Here is a 19009-nt window from a genome sequence, read left to right on the forward strand (position 1 = left end):
TTCAGATAACTAAGGGATTCTGTTAAACGCTGGTGATAGCTTGCAGCATATGAAAATGCACAATCATAGACTTATCGTAGCGCTGTTCGCTATGATATTGCTGCTTGCTGTAAATTTGAGTGCCAATGCTATTGTTCCGTCACAACAAAATGACAGTGGTCATCACTCGGCTCAATATCATTCGGATTTCAACCAAAATACTCACACAGAAGATTGCTGCCAATACTCGACTGAGGAAATAGAATTACCCTGCTGCTCTTTCACAAGTCCAGCGGCCCCCTATCTATCGAGTAACTCAATTAACTTTTATAACCAATTGAGCCGTTTAGTGCTCATTAGACAAGAATCCAGTATCAAGCCCTACCCTCCTACATTTAGGCCCTATCGTCCTCCCATTGTTTGAGCTTTTTCATCGATTTAATCTACGTCACTAAAATATACATAGGTATTTGCAGCGCGTTGTCTTTGCTTGATTGCGATAAACGTTTGAATACTGTGAATACTGTTTAAACAGGAAACTCATGATGAAATGGACAACTAAAATTTTTGCTACATTATCTCTAATAACGAGCTCTACAGCTTATGCTGGTTCGACAATGGAACTTTATAAATCTCCCAGCTGTGGATGTTGCACCGAATGGGCTGAAATCATGCAGCAAAAGGGCTATACCGTGAATGTCCAAGCCACCCAAGGTTGGCAACAAGTTAAACAACAATTCGGTATGCCTACTAAATTGATGTCTTGCCACACGGCAGTCATCGAAGGTTATATGATTGAAGGTCATGTACCAGAGAAAGACATTGCTCGTTTACTAGCGGAAAAGCCAACAAACATAGCAGGATTAGCCGCTCCAGGTATGCCACAGCATTCACCTGGCATGGCCGCACCTGGCGAGGTATATAAAGACTTCACTGTCATCGCTTTCGATAAAGATGGGAACACGCATATCTACAGCCAATACTAGAACTTATATATGGTCTAGAGCCCTTTACTTTGCTAAAGGGCTCACTGTTTATCAAGTTAACGATAAACGCCGCACAACTTAAGTAGAACACTTTCTAATTCGTCCCACGGCATTAATTGGGAATCGATGACTTCAATACGCGATTCAAAGTTGTCTAAACTAAGCTCGTTGACAGACAATACGCCATTAACCAAATTAAAGGCGTAGCAACCTTGATCTGTGTTTAGTACAGCCTTAACCCGCTCTGCGCTAATCGCGTTTAACATAGACATCAGCTGATCAAAATCGAATTTGTATTCCGCACCGATTAGCCAACCACAACTAAAATAGTTTTGGCCCTTATTCTCTTTTCTTACATATTTCTGGTTTGGAGAAAGTTCAAATTGGGGTTCCAAGTCTGCATGGTCGGCAAAATGTGTATCATTGCTGCTCGGTACATCTGCGCGTAACCGTTCAATATCGAGTATTTCTAGTGGAATATTTCCATACTTGACCAACTTATGAAAAGTTTTCGCTGGTTGTTGGTTAGTCACCCAGTCATTAAACGCATCGATATCTTGGCTACTACATTGGTCGACTTTATTACCAATTATCACCTCACTCACTTCAAGTTGATCATTAAAGTTTTGGTTTGAGGTATATTTTTCATTTGAAAAGTTTCTTGGGTCCACCAACGCAACGGTTGCTTTCAGATCAACATAATTCAGGTACTGTTCCGAAGTGAGCACCGCCATCACCTGTTTTGGGTGACCTAAACCAGTCGGCTCTATAAGTAAACGATCAGGCTTGGTCCTTAATAAGGCATTAATACCCACCGACATAGGAACACCTGCTGTACAGCACATACACCCACCTGGCACTTCTTTAATTAACGCTCCTTGCTCGGACATTAAAGCACCGTCGATACCTATTTCACCAAATTCATTCACCAGCACCGCCCAGTGTTCACTTTCTGGCTTCTGCTTTAACATATTTAATATCGCAGTTGTCTTACCTGAACCTAAAAAGCCAGTAATAATATTTGTTGGAACCCTATTTGACATTGTTAAGCCTTTAAAATTTACCCAGCATTACCTTACAACACTAACAAGATACTGGGTTAGCTAGCTTAGCTCAACACTGCGGCGCTAAGAAAACAGTAAAAAACAAAAGACGCGCCATCATGGCGCGCCTTCCACCTCGTTACTCAATCGTGAGTTTGCGAATCAACTTCAATGAGTTGAACAGAAAACGAGGATATAACTATTTTTTCAAAATCATCCTAATTGTAAGTAGGGAGACATTATTTCCTCCGTTCAAGTCGGCTCGATAATCCCTACTATTTAAATATGGACTAAACATGGTAAAACTCAAGTTATTCACTAAAGATATACATGTTAACTCGCTTTTTAACAATCAGATAAAAACCCACACAAATAGTATGCTGTTTAAAGCCTGTATTCACCTTACTTTTACCAATAACGAAATGATTTAATGTCAAATTTGAAAATCAAATTTTCAACTTTATCTCTGTGCGTCAAGTGTTTCGCGAGTATAATTGTCGCCAGTTAAGTTCAATATTCAGCATAAGGCCCATATCCCAATGACCAGAAGAGAGAAAATCATGCAATCGTTACTCGCACGCGTGCCCAAAGATGCGGTTAACCAGTTTCTCTCTTCAAAGGAAAAAACACCAATATCAGTGATGATTATGTCGCTTATCGTTGGTGTACTCACAGGTCTTATCGGTACACTCTTCCAACTTGGCGTCGACTTTATTTCCGACACTCGTACATCTTGGCTGAGAGATAAAATCGGCCACGATGTGCCTTTGTGGTTAGCAGCATTCACTATTAGTGCTGTACTTGCTGTAATCGGCTATTACTTAGTTCACCGTTTCGCTCCAGAAGCTTCTGGCTCTGGGATCCAAGAAATTGAAGGAGCAATGGATGGCATACGCCCAATGCGCTGGTGGCGAGTTATTCCAGTTAAGTTTCTCGGTGGCTTAGGTACTTTAGGTGCGGGTATGGTGCTCGGTCGTGAAGGCCCAACTGTTCAAATGGGTGGTGCGATCGGGCGTATGATTACTGATATCTTTAAAATCAAAGATGACGACACCAAACACTCTCTCCTAGCCGCAGGTGCAGCAGGAGGCCTTGCTGCAGCGTTTAATGCACCGTTAGCAGGTATCATGTTTGTGATTGAAGAGATGCGCCCACAGTTTCGCTATTCGCTCATTTCAATAAGAACCGTGATTATCTCTTCTGTCATGGCGACCATTGTTTTCCGTACAATAATGGGCCAAGGTGCTGTTATTACTGTTCCTCAATATCACGCACCAGAGTTAAGCTCATTGTTTCTTTTCCTATTACTAGGTGCACTTTTCGGTATTTTTGGAGTGATCTTCAACCGCTTAGTGACGCTTTTCCAAGACATGTTCGCTCGCATTCATAAAAATAGTCGTAAGCGTTTTATGTTTGTAGGAGCCATGTTAGGTGGCTGCTTTGGTATCACACTATTATATATTCCTCAGCTTGCTGGTGATGGTACAGAGCTAATACGCACGATCACTGATGGTGGATTTGCGGCATCAATTTTACTCTTGATTTTCTTGGGACGAATTCTGACCACTATGCTTTGTTTCGGCTCTGGCGCACCAGGTGGTATCTTCGCTCCTATGCTGGCTCTAGGAACATTGTTTGGCTATGCGTTTGGGTTAATCGCACAAAAAATGTTGCCAGGTTTAGATATTGCCCCGGGTATGTTTGCAATAGCTGGAATGGGCGCTTTATTTGCTGCAACGGTTAGAGCACCGATTACCGGCATCCTACTGGTGATTGAAATGACAAGTAACTACCACTTGATTTTGCCACTTGTTACAACCTGTTTAGGTGCCGTGGTGTTTGCACAGTGGTTAGGCGGTGAGCCAATTTACAGCCAACTATTACACCGTACCCTTAAAGCAGAGAAGTTAAGACAAGAGGAATACCCTTAACTTTGTGCCTCAAGACAAAGATACTAGCCAAACATTCACGTATGTTTGGCTAGTCTAATACGTAATAGTTAATATTGTCAGATCAAAATTATGGGTGAAGATACCTCTGGGACTTGGTCTGAATATAATCAGTGATTAATGGAGTAAAGCACTTGAACTGGAGACGGATTACCAGATATACAAACGTTCCCCCTTCCCAAGCCTCGCTAGCACTTGGAATTATTGGATTAGGCCACGCGTGGCATCTCTATTTCCCATCGGTAGGATCCATAATACGTCCATATATGGTCGCTTTTGGTGCTCTCATCTTACTTCCTGTTTTACTAAAATATTTAACCAGCGCTAAAACATTTATTACTGAAATACGCCATCCATTAAATGGCAGCTTGCTCGCGCCAATGAGTATGTCTCTACTCATACTATGTGACTACCTAGCCGTCATCGCGCCAAAAATTGCTTACCCTATCTGGTTTATCGCTATCTTGCTGCACTTTACTATGATGGTGCTGTTTTTTACCTTCCAGTTGAGCGATTTCAAATTTTCCAATATCGCGCCTAGTTGGTTTTTATATCCTGTTGGATTAATCAGCAGCTCTTTGGCGGGAACAACATTTGGTCATACTGTATTTTCTTCTTCATTGGTTAATACTTGTATTACTATTTATTTTTTCATGTTGCCTGTAGTTTTATACCGCCTTGTATTTGAAGGAAGTTTACCTAAAAATGCTAGACCGACAATCGCAATAATGGCTGCACCAATAAATTTAACTCTTGCGAGTTATTTAGTTAACTTTCCTGACCCAGATCCTATACTAACAGGCGCTCTGGCAGGAATTGCAATTACGATGACCTTGTTAATATATTTGTGCTATTTCCGATTGTTAAAGCTAGATTTTCAACCATCGATTGCTTCGATAACTTTTCCATCTGTTATCAGTGCGATTGCAATGTATCGCCTAACAGCGTTTTTTAAGGTGTACTACCCACAATGGCATTGGTTACACAAATTTGGTTATTTTGAGCTCACCGTCGCTACAGTACTCGTCATTTGGGTATCTTTTAAGTATCTGCGGATGTACTGGCCTGAACTAGGCAAAAATTAACGCCATCATAAGTGAAAGAAGCAGCAAGAACTCAGTGCATTTTGTTGCTTTTTTCTGACATAAGATCACCAAACTCTAACCTTCTTTGAATCATAGCAACAACAGACAACCCTTAAATACTCTATATATTTCATATAGTTAAAATTAAACTTCCAGGCCCCTTTCAGCTTAATTAATAAAAATATTATTAATAGTAAATGTATTTATCTTTGCCAAAGAATGCAAAAAAATAATATTTGCCCCTCGATCAATTATCCATTTTATTTCATATATTCCATGTCAGCTGGCTTTGTATATAAAAATCAAAAAGGATAGTATTTATGAATACCTTAAACCACTACCCACGTTTACCTATTTTCATTGAAAATAAGCTCAATTTTTATATTGAAGACCTGATTCAATCAAACCAGAACGGTAAACACCTAGTGTTAGGAAAAAGGCCAGGACCCGAAGATATAGTGTTGCAAAGTAATGATTATTTGGACTTATCTAATCATGAAGATATCGTAGAAGCTCATGTAGAAGCGATAAAACGTAAGCAAGACTCTCCGTTCATGTCGGGTATATTTTTGCAAGATGAGCAATCCAAGCCGGATATTGAAACCAATCTTGCAAACTACGCCGGATTTTCCTCTTGTTTGCTTTCCCAGTCAGGATGGAGCGCTAATACTGCCCTACTCCAGACAATTTGCGACGAGGACACAAATGTATATATCGACTTTTTTGCGCACATGTCGATGTGGGAAGGCGCTAGAATTGCTGGCGCCAACCTTCATCCATTTATGCACAACAACGTACGTCACCTAACCAAACTCTTGAAAAGAAATGGACCAGGAATTGTTGTCGTTGACTCCATCTATAGCACTATTGGTACTCTTGCACCACTTGAAGAGCTGATATGTATTGCCAAAGAATTTGGCTGTGCTGTGCTGGTCGATGAGTCCCATTCTTTAGGTACTCACGGCTATCGAGGTGCAGGTCTACTTAACGAGCTAGGATTAACCAAGCAAGTTGATTTTATGACTGCCAGTTTAGCCAAAACCTTTGCTTATAGAGCTGGTGCAATTTGGTGTAATAATCAAGCGAATGAGTGTATACCATTCGTGGCTTATCCCGCTATTTTTAGCTCTGCCATGCTCCCTTATGAGCTTGCGAGGTTGTCGAAAACACTATCAGTAATCGAAGAAAGTGATGATCGTCGAGAGCGATTAGTACAAAAAGCAAACTACTTTAAAAATTCTCTGCGCGAAATTGGTTTTACTATTCGCAGTGAATCACAAATTGTTGCTCTTGAAACAGGTGAGGAAAATAACACGGAGAAAGTACGCGATTTCTTTGAAAATCATGGGATTTTTGGCGCTGTATTCTGTCGCCCTGCGACAACACCTAACAAAAACATCCTTCGCTTTTCATTACATAGTTCCCTTACAGACAAGCAAATTGACTCAATGTTGGAGGTGAGTGAGAAAGCTTATCACCACCCTGATTTGAACTTTATTTAACTTTATTCATACGCCTAAGGACCATATTTGTAGACACCTTCCCCCAATCACCTCGTTGTAGTAGTGGTTGGGGGCTTCTCGTATCAGTTAATGAGAACGGTCACTACTCTACTTTTTTTGAGTCTATTTCAAATGAATGTAACACTTTAGATTGTCCATATAACTGAGCAAATTCTTGTAAATTTAGTCCGGCTTTGTTGCGAGCCTCTGGTGAACAGTCCGCACTATACAAACGTTTGGCAATAAAGATTTCTCCTTTTATTAAGGCCCCCATTAGCGCTGTATTCCCTCGTTTATCTCGTACACACGCGTTCGCACCGTAGTCCAGTAAAAGTTTTACCGCAGCTCCCTGTCCTTGATAAGCAGCAACCATAAGGGGTGTATAGCTTTTTGAGTTTATCTGATTCACAGGAAAGCCAGCTTGCAAAAAAGTCGTCATGACTTCCATGTTGCCCGTTCTCACAGCATCAAAAAATAAAGACACAAGAGATTGATATTCCTTTTGATTTCTTTGTTCAATAGCTGATACGGAAGAAGTAAATACAAATGCAACGGTTAAAACAACAAAAGCTAAGATTCTCATGTCCACTCCTTTTGTCTTGGAACGATGGCCTCCGTTCTAGGTAGACCATCGATACCCAAGCCCACATATTTGAATTACATTGTTGTTTTGGCTTTGACTTTTGATAAATCGACCTGAGTTGCCTTGGCCAATCGGGTTCCATAGTCAGTGTCAGCACGATAGAAGTAGCTCACCATAATAACCTTCACCTCTTGGTTTGAGACTTTATTCAGATCACCAGCCAGATTGCTAATTAGGTCCTGTTTGTCTTGCTCATTTAGGCTTCGGTAAAGTACTCCCGCTTGGAAGAAGTTTCTTGGATTCTTTATCGCTTTTTGTTGCACTGTCCCACTTAACGCAGTGTTAACCGCTCTAGATTTCGGGTCTTCTGTCACTTCAACTTTGCGGCTTGGCTCGTAATTAACATCTAAATTTTTGCCTTCAACTTTTGCATTGTTACTCAAACCATTTTGGTTGTAGTTATTAACTGCAGAAACAGGGCGGTTGACCGGTAGCTGAAACAAGTTAGCACCTAAACGATATAACTGAGTATCCGCGTAAGCAAACAATCGACCTTGTAGCAATCTGTCTTCAGAGGGTTCTATACCCGGGATTAAATTTGAAGGTGCAAAAGCGGATTGCTCACTTTCTAAGAAAAAGTTGTCTGGGACACGATTAAGAGTCATCGTTCCAACTTTTGTTTCTGGTACGTCTAGCCACATTTTTGTAGCGTCGAGCCCATTGTAATCTAGTTCACTAAGAGCTTTAGGAGAAAGCACTTTCACGTATAGATCCCATTTAGGGTGGTTGCCTTTCTCCAGTTGCGAATACAAGTCGTTTGTTAAATGATTAAAGTCCTGACTCTGGACCTGTGCTACTTCGCTTGGACGAAGACTCTTGATACCTTGTCGGCTTTTCCATTGAAACTTAACGTAGTTCACCTTGCCTTCTTCGTTAATCCACTTATAGGCATGAACTCCAAACCCATCCATGGTCCGATAGCTCGCTGGTGTGCCTAGATTCGTATACACCCACGTGAGCATATGGGTTGCGCCCGGCTCATGACTAAAAAAATCAAAGAAGCGGTTGGGATCTTGCTGGTTTGTTACTGGAGATGGTTTTAACGAATGAACCATATCTGGAAATTTAATTGAGTCCCGAATGAAAAATACCGGAAGGTTGTTTCCAACCAAATCCCAATTGCCTTGTTCAGTGTAAAACTTTGTCGCAAAACCACGGGGATCACGAAGCGTTTCAGGTGAGCCCTTAGAATGGACAACCGTAGAAAAACGCACAAATACAGGTGTCACTTTCCCCTTTTCAGCGAAAGGCGATGCGATAGTTAAGTTGCTGTAATCTCCCGATGAAACAAATTCACCGTATGCGCCAGTACCTCGTGCATGAACGACACGTTCAGGTATACGTTCTCTCGCAAACCGTTGCAGTTTCTGTATAAGATGCACATCTTGAAGCAGAACACTGCCATTTTCGCCAGCAGTAATGGAATTTTGATTGTCTCCGACAGGTGCCCCGTTGTCACGTGTTAGGACTTCTGCGTGTAAAGACGAGCTAGCCACCCCAATTGACAAGACGAATAGACTTTTAGCCAGTTTCATATTTTATCTCCCTATGCGTGCCTTACTTGCTCTTTAGCAAATAAAGCCATCAATGTTTCCCTTAAGTTGATAAAACTATATCGATTTCAGTGAAACTTGTTTAATGGGAGTTACCTATAGATTCGATAGGTATAGACTATATCGTTCTGTAAACAATCAGTTGTTAAACAATAAGATTGAATGGTTATTCGTGAAGGTGGCAGCGCTTCGTTGGCTAAGGTGAAAGTCTGTTCAAGGAAAGGGTAAATAAAAAGAGCCCTTACAGCTCACGCCGTAAGGGCATTTTCTTCTTTGCAGCAATCCAGCTACTTAGGTGCTCCCTGCATCTATTCCTTGATATGTTCGCTTATCCTTCAGCGCTTTCCTTATCATCGCCTTCCTAGCGGTGTCCTTAGCATCCCATGCCCGTCGGTCATCCTGACTAACGCTCCACCCTTCCCTTAGTGGTATCCAAGCATTGTCTTCCTGACAATATTCTTCCATGAGTTGTTTCAACTTTATTTGCAACACCATCCTAGTGAATACTGGTTGAAACTGCTATCCGTGCGATTATTCATCCCCTTTGAATAATCTACCTTCATCCTAAAGGTTGTCCTTAATGCCGACTCCCTGTCGACATCTATAATTTAGCGAAACAAGCGCACCAAATCAGCATAAATACCTACATAATATAAATAAATCTACATCACATTTTTATATTTCTTTTTTTATTCATGAACTTAAAATCCTTCTTAGATAAAACCTATACAATTCTCACTTTAAATTCTTACGAACTTGTAAGAGATTTCTCACAAAGAAGATCTAAGAATGGAAAGTTTGGCGCTTAACCCTATGAAGAGTTGAGACAAAGTTTAGCAATGTATTCATTTGTTCGAATTCTAGTGAGGCTAGTATTGTCCCATGAGTGTGGAACTTCTCAATGGGGTTGCGATATACATTCTAAGTTAAAACAGTTACTAGATAAATTTCCTGATAGTGCTGCTATTAAGTTGTCGATGGCGCAACTTACCATACGAGATCGAGTCTCATGAGTAGCAGAACCTATATGAGGTAATACGACGACATTGGGCAACGCACACAATGGCGATGTATTTGGCAGTGGCTCGGTTTCAAATACATCCAGCCCTGCTGCTTGTATCTGATTATTTTGCAATGCATCGATTAGAGCGTTTTCATCTATGATTTTTCCTCTCGAGCCATTAATGAAAATTGCGCTTGATTTCATCAGTTTGAATTCTTGCCTTCCAATCATTTTTTCTGTGGTTTTATTCAATGGCATTGTGACGACAATGAAGTCAGATTGAGAAAGCAACGTAGTAAAATTCATTCTCGTCGCACTAAGCACTTGCTCTGCCGTTATATTTTGTCGCGAACTGAAATAGTTCACCTTCATATCAAAGCCAAGGTGAGCTCGTTTAGCGACGGCATATCCGATGCGTCCCATTCCTAAAATGCCAACGCTTTTCCCATGGATATCAGTTCCATAAAGCTCAGGACCAATACTTTTCTGCCAATTTCCCTCTCTCACTAGATTGGAAAGCTCAACTATTCTTCGCGCGGTACACAGCATGAGCGCAAAAATCGTATCTGCCGTGGCATCAGTTAATACTGAGGGCGTATGCATGAGCGCTATTGAACGATGATTTAAGTAGTCAACGTCGAACTGATCAACCCCAACTGATATCGTCGAGCACACTTTCAAGTTAGGTGCATATTTCAACGTATTTTTCTGAATCGGGTAGCTTGAACCAATCAACCCTTCGGCCTGTGCGAGACTACGTTTAAAAACATCACTATTATTCGCAGTAATGCCATTAAAATACGTCACATCAAAATGCTGTTTAAGACGCTCTAATGCGTCCTGTGGGATAGACTTATACAAGACAACTTTTTTCACTTTACACTTCCTACGCCCGAGACAAAAATACAGCATATATGCGATGCATAACAATCTAGTAGATATTACTAACAGAATGAAATAGCGAAAATACTTTACAACAAGATTCAGGTTCAATTGGTGATAGATTTTGTACGAGATACACCTACACCAGCCAAAATCTATTGATTAAGGCTAGTGTAGATTTTTTGAGCAACTAAAACACAATATGCAGTAGATCTGGGCTACAGGTTTATGTATAAGCATCCAATGAAACTATAGATAACATACTGATTCAACGACTTTAAATTTCTCTAGTTTATTGAATAACAGCATTTAGCCTTTCAATAAAAGCCACTGTATCGGGTGTTTTCTTACATATTACACTGTCATCATGTATTTCTACTGGGTTGGCTTTATCATATGATAAAGGCTCGATATTCATATCTTCAAACGCAGTAATCATGTCAGGCGTGTAGTCGATAATCGCATCTAGGCGTCCACTTTGTAACTTCTTAATATTTTGCTCCAGTGATTTTGCTAAGATAAGTTTGACTCCCGAATCATCAACCTTCTTTCCATATGGAAAACCCGCCCTAGCTCCAACTTTTTTTCCAACTAAAAGACTTAAATCATTAATAGTTGCACTATCATGAGGCGTAAATATGTATATTTTAGCTACACTCATTGGCTTGCTTACAATAATGTTGTCTACATCCCATGTAGGATAAAAGTTAACGTTTTTGTTAGCTGGAGAGAGGCAAGCTGTAGAGCTTTTATCAAACGTATTTTCTGCCCGTATCGCTGGTAACTCCTTTATCTCAACACCGTCTACTTTTTTTATAATGACATCGTATTCCCCTGTCATCTCTTTATTATGTAATCCAGGTATTCCTATAGTGAAAACTTCCACGGCAAATGCCGGGGAAGCAAGCAAAAAAAATACTGTAGTTACAACCGACTTAACCATATGTACTCCTTACACGAAAATTTAAGTTTCGAAACCGTTCCTTGATTTCCTTGGAACATATAGAAATTGTAGTACAGGTATCTCAGCTATATTGAAGAGGTTTAAAGGCAGCGAATAGGTGTATCGAAGTTTAGTAACTGAGAACACATCCTAAAATTTACAATGAGCAAGCATAGTCTAGTAAGGGCGTGAATTGGTATTCGCCATGATGATTTAGTAGAAATCAGAAAAAAAAGAGCCCTTACAGCTTACGCCGTAAGGGCATTTTCTTCTTTGCAGCAATCCAGCTACTTAGGTGCTCCCTGCATCTATTCCTTGATATGTTCGCTTATCCTTCAGCGCTTTCCTTATCATCGCCTTCCTAGCGGTGTCCTTAGCATCCCATGCCCGTCGGTCGTCCTGACTAACGCTCCACCCTTCCCTTAGTGGTATCCAAGCATTGTCTTCCTGACAATGTTCTTCCATGAGTTGTTTCAACTTTATCTGCAACACCATCCTAGTGAATACTGGTTGAAACTGCTATCCGTGCGATTATTCATCCCCTTTGAATAATCTACCTTCATCCTAAAGGTTGTCCTTAATGCCAACTCCCTGTCGACACCTTTAACGTACCTTAACTCATAGAATTAAACTGAGAAATTTCTGAAGAAGAGTAAATAAATTCATATCACACTTTTAATTAAATGCTTAAATTCAACAGCTTAAAAAAGAACAAAGACAAGTCCCATATGTTTTTCACAACAAATTCCTACGGCATTGTAAGAGATATCGCACAAGATGAATGGTAAAAAGGATATGTTGCTGAAAGATTGAGAAAAAGGATTGTGGATCAGTCATCACTTTCGAGACGACGATTTTTCTATAACACGCCGTAATTACATGGTAAATCAACAACTACCGCTAAAATCATCGTAGAAGGACCACATGCTAAAACTTGTTTACAACCAATCAGAAATCTTATCCATTAATACACTGGCTTCCGCTGGTTTGATGATATAGTCGTTCATACCCGCACCTTGAATTTTATCGATGGAAATCTTAGAACTATCACCTGTATGAGCAAGAATTGGAATATCCGAATACGCGTGCTGGGAGTGTCTAATTGCATTCGTTGCTTCAATACCATCGAGTGTCGGCATTTCAATATCCATTAGCACCAGATCGATAGGGTGCTCTTCGAGCTGCTGGATAGCCTGAGCACCATCTTGAGCCTGTATAACTTGATATCCCTGCTTCTCAAGAAAAATCGCCGTGTACGTTCTAAGGGAATGGTTGTCGTCAGCGATCATAATTGTTTTGCCGTAAGCGACCTTTTTCTTAGGTAAAAGATTTCTATCTGACACTGGGGATTCGAACATCAACGCATTAAACACTTCTTGGCTATTATTGAGGAAATGAGATTTCTCGACCGGGAAGATGGTCAGGTGCCTATCGAAGTCGTTGTGGTAAGTATTATCTTCATCATACAGATATACGATTCGTCCCTCTGTAAATGTGAGGCGAGATTCAAGCGATTTGAATTTATCTCGCTGTCCGGACAAGCTATCTAAGTCTATCAAGACAATATCAAACTCGAACTCGTATTCCTGTTTGTCGAGCGCCGCTGACACCTCGATACTATTTAATCGATAACCTTTGTAGAAAGATTGCTCTAGCAGGTGTCGCTCCAGTATTGACGTATTACCAATATACAGTATGGATTTATTACGCATTAATTCCATTTTTAGCTTTCCTACCACCGGAGAGTTGTATCGAGGAAACGACAAAACAAACTCAGTCCATTTTCCCAATTCAGATCGGCAGGTTATATTTCCACCGACAGCAGCCATTACCTTGCTACAAAAAGGTAGCCCCAATCCATAGCTATTACTTTTTCCTACGGTATAGAAGTCTTTGAAGACATGCTCCATAACTTCAGGCTCTATACCAGCTCCACTATCGCGAAATACTAATTGATTCCACTCCCCTGTACTTCTTAACATAATTGTAATGTGAAAGTCTGAAGCCGCTTGATAGTAAAATGCATTTTTCAACAAGTTATATAATGAATATCGAAGTAATGTCTCACTACCTAAAAACTCAAAGTCTTTAATTGCTATGACTTTTACCACCTGCTCATCTGCGGCTTTCTTATATGGGAAAGATTTTATCGCTCCATTTACCACTTCACTAATCGAGTGCTTTCTGAATGTAGAAGTCGATACACGTGTTTCATCAATCGAGGTTAATAGCAGGTCAATGGTTTGGTTGGCATTTTGAATCGTATCCTCCGCATCGTGCACGATTTCTTCAATTAAATCTAGCTCCTGATTAGACAAATGGTAGTAAGCCCCCTTTGCCATAGTTTTACTGGGTACAATTGAATTTAGCACCTCAAATGAAGCCTTTAAGGCACTTAGCGGATTCCGCATTTCATGCGCAATTCCCGCACCAAAGGATTTTGCGATGGACACTTTTGTTTCATGCTCAACCTGATTCCGAAAATAAAACAGAGTGCCAAATACATAGGTAAATGAAAATATCGGTATATATTGCCAATTCACGTAGACATTGGGGGGCTGGGTGTTAAAGACATAGGCAAGTATATACGCTGAGAAAATACACAGTAACGCTTGTATAGCCATGACCTTGGTATCATGAACGAGTAAAATGTGGAGAAAAATAGACGCCATAAACGACATAGCCCATATCGTCGACCAGTCGTTCATAAACATCATGTACGAGAAGAAAAATGGCAAACACAGACCAACTGTGACCAAATAATAGGCGGGAATAAATTTCTGGAAGCGTTTAGGAAAGTACTTTCTAAATGCTATACCGGAAAAAAGTATCGCCCCAGCAACCCTAAGAAACAAGCTCTCATAGGTTTGGGGGAAAACGTAACACCACACGTAGTAATACATCGGGAAGCCAATAAACCCCATCCACCCAACTAGTGTTAAGTTAGGTTCGGAGTACTTATATATTTTTTTTATGACTTCCATAAGTGATCAAACCACACAGGGAACTTTTACCAACCAACCAAAAAACACTTTCTGTAGACTCTACTTCAAACACCATGCTGAATACTTAAACATATACTAATATTTAGCATAATTTCGTATATGCACCTTGTTTATTGATAAAATACTAGAAATAGAGCCATAATATTCCTCAAAGTACACTCTAATCAACTCGTCACTTTAATATGGCTACCGGAGCGGCTTGGTGTTACATCAACTCGCAGAGCAATTTGCTCCTTCAGTTCACTCACATGTGAAATAATTCCTATCGTCCGCCCACCTTGTTGAAGATCAACCAAGGCTTGAATCGCTAGATCTAAAGACTCTTGATCCAAACTGCCAAAACCTTCGTCAATGAACAGCGTATCCAACCGTATTCCGCCACTATATGATTGCACTACGTCAGACAAGCCAAGTGCCAAAGACAGAGCCGCCATAAATGACTCTCCTCCCGAAAGGGTAGCAACATCACGCCTTTTTCCTGTGTAGCCATCTTCAACTTCCAGCTCAAGGCCTGAACCAGCATTGCCTTTTGAGCGCTCTCGCTTTCTATGTAATTCGTACCTGCCATGAGTCATTTTGTTTAAGCGCTTGGACGCCAATGACAATACGTCATCTAGTAATACTCCCAGTACAAATCGGTGCAAACTGACTTTCGCGCCAGTTTTACCATTTGCAACATCACTCAACGTACCAACGACTTGATAAGCTTTCTCTAGCTGACTGTTTTGTTTTTGCAGAACTTTAAGGCTTTGATCCGCTTTTTGTAGTCTATCCAATGAAGAAGAAGCTGTCGTGACAGCCAACATGCTTTCTTCTTCCTGTTTCGCCCGTCGGATTGTATGTTCCTCTAACTCATCTAGGCGAGGTAAATCTCTGCCCACTAGCTCCTGCTCCAATTTATTAAGTAACGCTGTCAGAGAAGCAGATTTTTGTTGATATTCATTTATATGATATTCAAGTTCAGCGACCTCTTTCTCGGAAAGGCGACACTGTAAATAGTGCTCTAAATTATCAAAAGGACTGTCTTCTAATCTGGCTAGCAAAATTGACTCCTGTTTGGCTAGATCAGACTTTTCTTGAGCCGCTAAGACTGCTAACTGCTTTTCCTCTGCTTGCAATTTAGTTGAGAAAGCTAGCCCTTGCTGTACATTCTGCTGCGCAGATTTAAAACGCTTTTGAATGTGCGAAATATTACTTTCAACCACAGAGATTTGTTTGTTGACACTACTGGTTGACTGCCACTCTTCTGGAATATCTCTTTTTATCTCTGCTAACTTGGCATCTATTGCGGCCAGATGTTGTTCTTTTACTTGAATGCCTTCTAATTGGGTACTTTCTTTTTGGCATTCATTGTCCATCTCTTTTTTAAGCTGATCGAGATGCTGTTCTAACACTGAAGAAGACACTGACTGAATGGCATTAATTTCTTGTGCTAAATTAGCCAGTTCTTGTGAGACTTCTTCTGAACTGTACGAACAACCAATTAACTGCTCTTCAACTGAAGCGATTTTCTGCTTAAGGGTAGCAATAATAAGTTGTTGCTGATTCGATTTGTCTTTATTTTTATCGACCCTTTTTTGTATGTCTTGATACAGATTTTTCGCGTGCTCTACCATTTGCAATGTGACTTCAGAGCCTGAAAATGTGGCCGTCTTCGGATGCTCTACGCTTCCGCATACTGGACATGCCTGACCTGCATTCAATGTTTGAGCTAACACCGCTGCTTGAGATGAATGCCACTGGTATTCAAGTTCGTTGGTATTGAGCAATGCTTTTTCTAATTGTTTAAGAAGTTCAGTGTGTTCGCCTGCGAATTGACGCTCGATTGTTTCAGCAGAACTCAATTGATCTTGAAGTGTGTTTCTTTCACTTAACCTCGCAAGAATTGAGTTTAACTGCTCAACTGCTTGACGTTTTATAGGGAGCTGAGTTTCAGCCAGCTTGGCGGATTCCCATTCGAGCTGCTTTGACGAGATTTGTTTATTTAATTCATCGATGCTTTTCTTTAGTGATTCTAATCCGTTCTTCTCTAGGTGAATAGTCTGCTGAGCTGCGGATCGCTGTCTCAAGCTATCGTCAACTCGATTCAACTTTTCTCCGATTGCCTTTAGCTGGAACAACTGCTGCTCATATTCACCGAGTTTTGACTGTTCTTGCTGAGCCGATTTCAACTCTGATTCGTCATGAGATAGAGACTCACGCGCTTTTGTTACTTGTCCCGCTAATTGTGTTTGATCATTTTCATAACGTGCGATTAACTGTTTGGTATTTTCAACTTTTTCATAGTGTTCATTCAAGTAAGTTGCGCTAACAGCGTTATGTCGTTGCTTCTCTTTCTGCTGGAATTGCTCTGCTAAGGCTTGGTGTGCCTGAAGTTTAGTTTTAATGTTATCGAGTTCAGTAAACTTCGCCGCTGTTTCTAACCCCTTTTTTTGGTTGAGCTTTGCTTGTTCATGAGCTTGCTTTGCTTTGTTGTAGTTTAACTGTGTAAGGCCAAGTAACTCAGCTGCTGCTACTTTTTGTTTCTGCAGGTCCTCTTCACCAGTTACATTTGCACTATCCAACACACCTTTGATCTGATTGTCATAACCCTCTTTCTGCTTTCGAATATCTGCAGACTGCTCAAACAACGCACGCTCGATAGAGTTGTATATTCGAGTTTGAAAAAGCTGACCAAATATAATCTCGCGTTCTTTGGAATTCGCCGTTAACAATTCCCGAAATCGCCCTTGTGGCAACACCATGACTTGACGAAATTGCTTCGCATCTAAACCAATCAAGCCAAGAATATTTTTGGTCACTTCCGTAGGCTTGCTCGCAATCAGTTGCGAATCACTTCCTTCAAGCTCCACTAGCTCTGCTTTGTGAGTGCGCTTAGTAAACCCTTCACCTCGCTTCTTAGGTAAGTACTGATCTGGCGAACGCGTAACCTGATAGGTCTTTTTCCCCAAAGAAAATTGAAAACAAATCTCTGTCGTGAGATTCGGATCCGCATAGTCGCAACGCATTTGATCGCCAGTGCGCTCATTACCTGTCGTTTCACCATATAAGGCATAACAAATTGCGTCCAGTATTGAGCTTTTACCAGCACCAGTAGAACCATTAATCAAAAAAAGTGGCGCGGCTCCCAACAAGCTAAAGTCGATAATTTGGTTATTAGAAAAGGGGCCAAAGGCCTGAATAGATAAAAATATTGGCTTCATTTTAGCTCTCTGAATTAGACGTTAGCTGCTGGATCACTTGCTTGATGAGTGTCTTTTGTTCTTCGTTGAGAGGTGTATTTTGCGCTTCTTGATAAAAATCCTCAAACATGTCCACCTCGCTGCGCTTAAGTGAAGCCGCTCCTAGCTCTTGTTCAACCCCAATCAACATACCCGGTTTTTCTAAATGTAAAATATTCGGGTAGACCGCTCTCAATTTCTCCATTGGCTCTAAGATGGCATGTTGATCCATCAATCTAACCAAAATGTAATCTTCAAAATTTGGATCCGTTTTGCCTGCTTGCAAAATATCATCCATGAACCCTTCAATAACTCGCATATCATGTCGCGGCTTTAGCTGGATATGCTCAACGCTCTTAAAGCCATCTCTATCCAGCTCAACTAAAGTAATACCTTTGTTGTGGTGTTGTTCTGAAAAACTATATTTCATCAGTGAACCAGAATAACGAATATAGTCCTCAGCTTTTTTTTGTGGCTGATGAAGGTGGCCAAGAGCCACATAGTCAAAATCAACAAAATGCTCATGACTGACTCTATCGGACCCACCAATAGAAAGCGGCCTCTCAGAATCAGAATCCATCGCACCATCAACAAAGCAATGGCTAATCAGTACATTCTTGTGTTCATCTCGGAACTGTTTCTTAATTTTTCCGGTCAAAAATTCGTGCGCTTCATCATGGGTGGAGATTGGTTGTTTAAAATGATGTTTCACGTTTTCCGGATCGCTATAAGGCATCCCGTAAAATGAGACCAACCCGGCCTGCTTCGATTCAAGTGTTATGGGATCTAGCATTTGTTCAAACGAGCTTACAATGTGTAACCCTGAGTTTTTCATCTGCTTTGCCCCAAAATTCAAACGAGCAGCACTATCATGATTACCTGGAATGATGATGACTGGGGTATTTAGAGCACCACAGATTTCATTTAACGAATCATTAAGCAGCTCGACAGCCTTGGTAGGTGGAACGGAGCGATCAAATATATCACCTGCAATAACCAAAGCGTCAACGGGGTTTAGTTTTATGTAGTCTGTAAGTTGCTTTAATAGATTGGCTTGATCGTCAAGCAGGGAAACATGATGAAATTGACGGCCAAGATGCCAATCAGAGGTATGAAGAAACTTCATAGTGGGCCTATAAGCGAAATTGAACCGGAGTATGATAGCAAGATTTTGTACAAATCACTCTTTATTACTAGCCCATAAAGACTTACAGG

The 19009-nt window shown here is 40.7% G+C and carries 15 protein-coding genes; 5 read left to right on the plus strand and 10 right to left on the minus strand.

Features of this window, described 5'->3' with window-relative positions; genetic code table 11:
* The first annotated feature begins 55 nt into the window (after window positions 1-55).
* Both ACM2FC_RS19525 and ACM2FC_RS19530 read left to right on the plus strand, forming a co-directional pair.
* Window positions 56-403, plus strand: coding sequence for a hypothetical protein (locus ACM2FC_RS19525; RefSeq protein WP_498482702.1), 348 nt, complete (start codon window positions 56-58; stop codon window positions 401-403).
* A gap of 121 nt (window positions 404-524) precedes the next feature.
* Complete coding sequence (locus tag ACM2FC_RS19530; protein ID WP_498482703.1) at window positions 525-965, plus strand: DUF411 domain-containing protein; 441 nt, start codon at window positions 525-527, stop codon at window positions 963-965.
* A 56-nt stretch (window positions 966-1021) separates the two neighbouring features.
* Here the strand turns inward: ACM2FC_RS19530 and ACM2FC_RS19535 are convergent, their stop codons facing one another.
* Window positions 1022-2008 (minus strand): CobW family GTP-binding protein, encoded by a 987-nt coding sequence (locus ACM2FC_RS19535; RefSeq protein ID WP_498482704.1) that lies wholly within the window; start codon window positions 2006-2008, stop codon window positions 1022-1024.
* Window positions 2009-2547: 539 nt separating this feature from the next.
* Here ACM2FC_RS19535 and clcA point away from each other — a divergent pair.
* The 3 genes from clcA to cqsA all read left to right on the plus strand — a co-directional run bounded on the left by clcA (window position 2548) and on the right by cqsA (window position 6544).
* Window positions 2548-3939: a H(+)/Cl(-) exchange transporter ClcA gene (clcA, locus tag ACM2FC_RS19540; protein WP_498482705.1), complete on the plus strand. Its 1392-nt coding sequence runs from the start codon at window positions 2548-2550 to the stop codon at window positions 3937-3939.
* A gap of 152 nt (window positions 3940-4091) precedes the next feature.
* A complete protein-coding gene (locus tag ACM2FC_RS19545) occupies window positions 4092-5042 on the plus strand; it encodes a TDT family transporter (RefSeq protein ID WP_498482706.1) in 951 nt (316 codons plus the stop codon).
* A gap of 320 nt (window positions 5043-5362) precedes the next feature.
* On the plus strand, window positions 5363-6544 hold the full coding sequence (gene cqsA, locus ACM2FC_RS19550; protein WP_498482707.1) for an alpha-hydroxyketone-type quorum-sensing autoinducer synthase: 1182 nt from the start codon (window positions 5363-5365) through the stop codon (window positions 6542-6544).
* Window positions 6545-6647: 103 nt separating this feature from the next.
* Here cqsA and ACM2FC_RS19555 read toward each other — a convergent pair whose 3' ends face one another.
* From ACM2FC_RS19555 to ACM2FC_RS19595, 9 genes are all read right to left on the minus strand, one after another.
* On the minus strand, window positions 6648-7127 hold the full coding sequence (locus ACM2FC_RS19555; protein WP_498482708.1) for an ankyrin repeat domain-containing protein: 480 nt from the start codon (window positions 7125-7127) through the stop codon (window positions 6648-6650).
* Between the two features lie 74 nt (window positions 7128-7201).
* Complete coding sequence (gene katE1, locus ACM2FC_RS19560; RefSeq protein ID WP_498482709.1) at window positions 7202-8722, minus strand: catalase KatE1; 1521 nt, start codon at window positions 8720-8722, stop codon at window positions 7202-7204.
* 309 nt (window positions 8723-9031) lie between these two features.
* A complete protein-coding gene (locus tag ACM2FC_RS19565) occupies window positions 9032-9229 on the minus strand; it encodes a hypothetical protein (RefSeq protein WP_498482710.1) in 198 nt (65 codons plus the stop codon).
* A 409-nt stretch (window positions 9230-9638) separates the two neighbouring features.
* Complete coding sequence (locus tag ACM2FC_RS19570; protein ID WP_498482711.1) at window positions 9639-10619, minus strand: NAD(P)-dependent oxidoreductase; 981 nt, start codon at window positions 10617-10619, stop codon at window positions 9639-9641.
* Between the two features lie 298 nt (window positions 10620-10917).
* The gene (locus tag ACM2FC_RS19575) at window positions 10918-11568 is read right to left on the minus strand and encodes a transporter substrate-binding domain-containing protein (protein WP_498482712.1); all 651 of its coding nucleotides are present in this window, start codon (window positions 11566-11568) and stop codon (window positions 10918-10920) included.
* Window positions 11569-11859: 291 nt separating this feature from the next.
* On the minus strand, window positions 11860-12045 hold the full coding sequence (locus tag ACM2FC_RS19580) for a hypothetical protein (RefSeq protein WP_498482713.1): 186 nt from the start codon (window positions 12043-12045) through the stop codon (window positions 11860-11862).
* Window positions 12046-12506: 461 nt separating this feature from the next.
* Entirely contained in the window at window positions 12507-14552 is a 2046-nt protein-coding gene (locus ACM2FC_RS19585; RefSeq protein ID WP_498482714.1) for a hybrid sensor histidine kinase/response regulator, read from the minus strand.
* A 185-nt stretch (window positions 14553-14737) separates the two neighbouring features.
* Window positions 14738-17776, minus strand: coding sequence for an SbcC/MukB-like Walker B domain-containing protein (locus ACM2FC_RS19590; protein ID WP_498482715.1), 3039 nt, complete (start codon window positions 17774-17776; stop codon window positions 14738-14740).
* 1 nt (window position 17777) lies between these two features.
* Window positions 17778-18920, minus strand: a complete 1143-nt coding sequence (locus tag ACM2FC_RS19595) for an exonuclease SbcCD subunit D (protein ID WP_498482716.1) — start codon at window positions 18918-18920, stop codon at window positions 17778-17780.
* Window positions 18921-19009: the final 89 nt, after the last annotated feature.

It is taken from the genome of Vibrio sp. A37 (assembly GCF_059777565.1).